Annotated in this window: 3 protein-coding genes; all 3 read right to left on the minus strand. The window is 58.6% G+C overall.

Annotation, left to right across the window (positions count from 1 at the left end; genetic code table 11):
• Nucleotides 1–494, minus strand: a 494-nt coding sequence (locus ACR0KW_RS24150; protein WP_480807297.1) for an ABC transporter permease, incomplete at its 3' end; no start/stop codon positions are given.
• 12 nt (nucleotides 495–506) lie between these two features.
• A complete protein-coding gene (locus tag ACR0KW_RS24155) occupies nucleotides 507–1,619 on the minus strand; it encodes an ABC transporter ATP-binding protein (RefSeq protein WP_480807298.1) in 1,113 nt (370 codons plus the stop codon).
• Nucleotides 1,620–1,737: 118 nt separating this feature from the next.
• The coding region (locus ACR0KW_RS24160; protein ID WP_480807299.1) for an extracellular solute-binding protein at nucleotides 1,738–2,816 on the minus strand (1,079 nt) is incomplete at its 5' end.

The raw sequence follows: 2,816 nt of genomic DNA on the forward strand, positions 1-2,816 counted from the left end.
GGTGTGTCCCAGATGCCCAAACCCATGAACAGGGTGTTCAGCACGCCGGTCTCGCCGAAGATGATCCGCAGCGCGAAGGCCCGCAGGATTTCGTTGATCCAGTAGGGGATGATCAGCATGATCGCGAAGATGCGAATATGGTTGCCCTTGGACTGACCCAGATAATAGGCAATCGGATAGCAGATGATCAGGTTGAAGATCGTCACACACACGGCCGCAAGCAGCGTGCGGAAAAATACGCGCAGATCGACTGCGTTATAGTTCTGACTGCCGCCTTCGGGGCCGTAGATCAGGTATTTGTAGTTCTCCAGCGTATAAACGTCTTTTGGCCCGCCGATCTCTGGTGGCGGCAGGTTCGGACGGAATGAGAAATCGAGCATCGACAGCTGCGGCAGGATGATCAGGCCGATGGTCCAGAACAGAACCAGACCCAATATCGCCAGCCCCATGCCGGTGCCGTTGCGGTTGAAGAAGTCCTTCAGAAAGCGGGGCATGTGGTCTTCCCCCTATTCCGCGGCCAGTTCACCCGCCGGAACCAGAACCGCGTTCTGGGTTTCATATTCCAGCGTGATGTTTTGTCCGGTGTGATCCTTAAAGGACTGACCGTGGTTCGGGATCGACACCTTGATCTCTTTGCCGCCCTCACCTTCGGTGAAGATGTTGAAGACGTTGCCCTCAAATTCCTCGTGATTCACCCGCGCGGTGACAAAGTGATCGCCGGTGGCACCGTCGGGCGCGATGGCCAGGGCTTCGGGGCGGATGAACATCATGGCGTCGTCGCCCACTTTCATCGTGCCCTGATTGGCCGTCGAAATCCGCGCGACCAGATCGCCCGAGCGGTTGGTCTCGATCAGCGCCTCACTGCCCATGACCTGCTTGATCTTGCCACGGAACACGTTGTTTTCACCCACAAATGAGGCCGCAAAGGCGGTGTTGGGGTCGTTATAAATCGTCTTGCCATCCGCGATCTGATCAATCACCCCAGCCCGCATGACGGCGATGTTGTCCGACATGGTCAGGGCCTCGCCCTGATCGTGGGTGATGTAGATGAAGGTGATGCCAACCCGCTGCTGAATTTCCCGCAGTTCCGTCCGCATGTGTTGACGCAGCTTGAGGTCTAGTGCCGACAGCGGTTCATCCAGCAACAGCACGTCAGGCTCGGCGCACAAAGCACGTGCAATCGCAACACGCTGACGCTGACCGCCCGAAAGTTCACTGGGCAGTTTGTCGCCCTGCCCCGGCAGCGCGATCATGTCCAGCAATTCGTCGGCGCGCTTGCGGCGTTCCTTGGCGCTGGCACCTTTGATCTCCATCGAGAACGTGATGTTCTCCCACACTTTCATCAGCGGGAACAACGCCAGGTTCTGAAAAATCAGAGCCGTCGGACGCTTGTTCGGACCGATGCCCTGCATGTCGTTGCCGCCGATCAGAACCCGGCCCTCGCTTGGGTCCAGAAACCCGGAAACTGCGCGAAGGATCGTCGTCTTGCCGCAGCCCGAGGGGCCAAGGAACGAAAAGAAATCGCCCCCGTTGATATTCACATTGGCGTCCCGTACGGCGACAAAGTCACCGAAACGGATCCACAGATTTTCAAGATCTACACCGACCCCTGCACTCATTTTTGGTATCTCCGTCAGGTGCGGATGCTGACCGCACCAAAATAGGGTCCGTCACGCCGAAACGGCGCGCGAATGGATAGCCCCCCGCGCAATGGCGGAGGGCAGCGTTTCAAAGCAATCAGGCGCTTTTGAACTTGTTGACAAACTCAGTGCGGGTTTCCGCATACCACGGCGCTTCGGCCGGCCATGGGTTGAGGTTCGCCAGCGAGTCACCCGGATAGGCCTCGGCAAAGTTCTTCTTGTAGGTGTCGCCTGAATACTGGTCGGCGCCCAGAACAGGCGAGTTGTAGCCGTGGCTGTCAATCGCAACACCGGCCGGTTTCGCCTGGAAGGCGAAGTCGATGAAGGCATAGACTTGGTCGATATTGGCCGCGCCTGTCGGCATCGCCATGCCGTCAACCCAGGCCATCGCACCTTCGATCGGGGCTTGATAGTGCACCGGCTCACCAGCCGATTTCAACGCCAGCGGCGGGCCGTCCCAGGTTTGACCGACCACAACGCCTTCGTTCAGCAGGCCGTTCTTTTGGGTATCCGCATCGTTCCAGATCAGCTTGATCCGGCTCTTGCGTGCAATGCACCAGTCGGTGATCTGACCCCAGACCTTGCGCATGGTCTCTTCATCGCCATACGCGGCCCAGACCGAGCCCGGCTCCATCTCACCGGCGCGTTCCATGTACAGACCTGCGCCCAGCATCATCGAATGCGCACGGCCCATGGTCTTGCCAGCATTTTCTTCGGACCAGACATCGCCATAAGACGGCGCGTCGCCTTCCGGCAGCCACAGGTCTGTGCGGTAAGCGATGCCTTCGGTGCCCCAGATATGCGGCAGCCAGTGGACGCCGCTGTCACCGAAGTTCCACGCATCCGTGCCGATCGCCGCCATCGCCGGGTTCACCAGATCGATCGGAACCTTGTTCATGTCGAAGGGTTGCAGCAGTTCCAGCGGCTCCCATTGCAACGAGCGGTTGTTGGTCGGCGACACGATGTCAAAGCCCTGACCCTTAGTCGCCTTCATCTTGTTGATGATTTCTTCGTTCGACCCGATACCGGTGTAGTTCACCTTGATCCCGGTCAGAGTCTCAAACTCCTGAATGAAGCTGGGCGGCAGGTAATCCGACCACATCAGAATGTTGATCTCACCCGAGGACGCCAGCGCGCTTTTGCTATAAAGCGGTGCCGCCAGCGCAGCAGCACCTG

The organism is Ruegeria sp. CG11, from assembly GCF_056537245.1.